Below are 274 nucleotides of genomic sequence, written 5' to 3' on the forward strand. Positions count from 1 at the left end.
TCACCGGAATACGAGTTCTGTCATGCCCCTCAATCTCACGGCTGAGCCCCCATCTGCTCCGCCCTCCGTCACCCTACATTCTCGGAGACTGGCATAGTCTCGCACGACAGGAACCCCGACAACCTCCGCAACGAGCGTTACAGGAATCGCCTCAAAGTATAAAAGTCTGGGTGGCACCTCCGGCGGATACGTCCTGGCACCAAATACTTTACGATCGGGTAGGATGTAGGCGATTTGGGCCCGGAGGCTGGCGGGGCAAGCTGTGCCCGCCACG

Source organism: Schleiferilactobacillus shenzhenensis LY-73 (genome assembly GCF_000469325.1).
Classification (GTDB): Bacteria; Bacillota; Bacilli; order Lactobacillales; family Lactobacillaceae; genus Schleiferilactobacillus; species Schleiferilactobacillus shenzhenensis.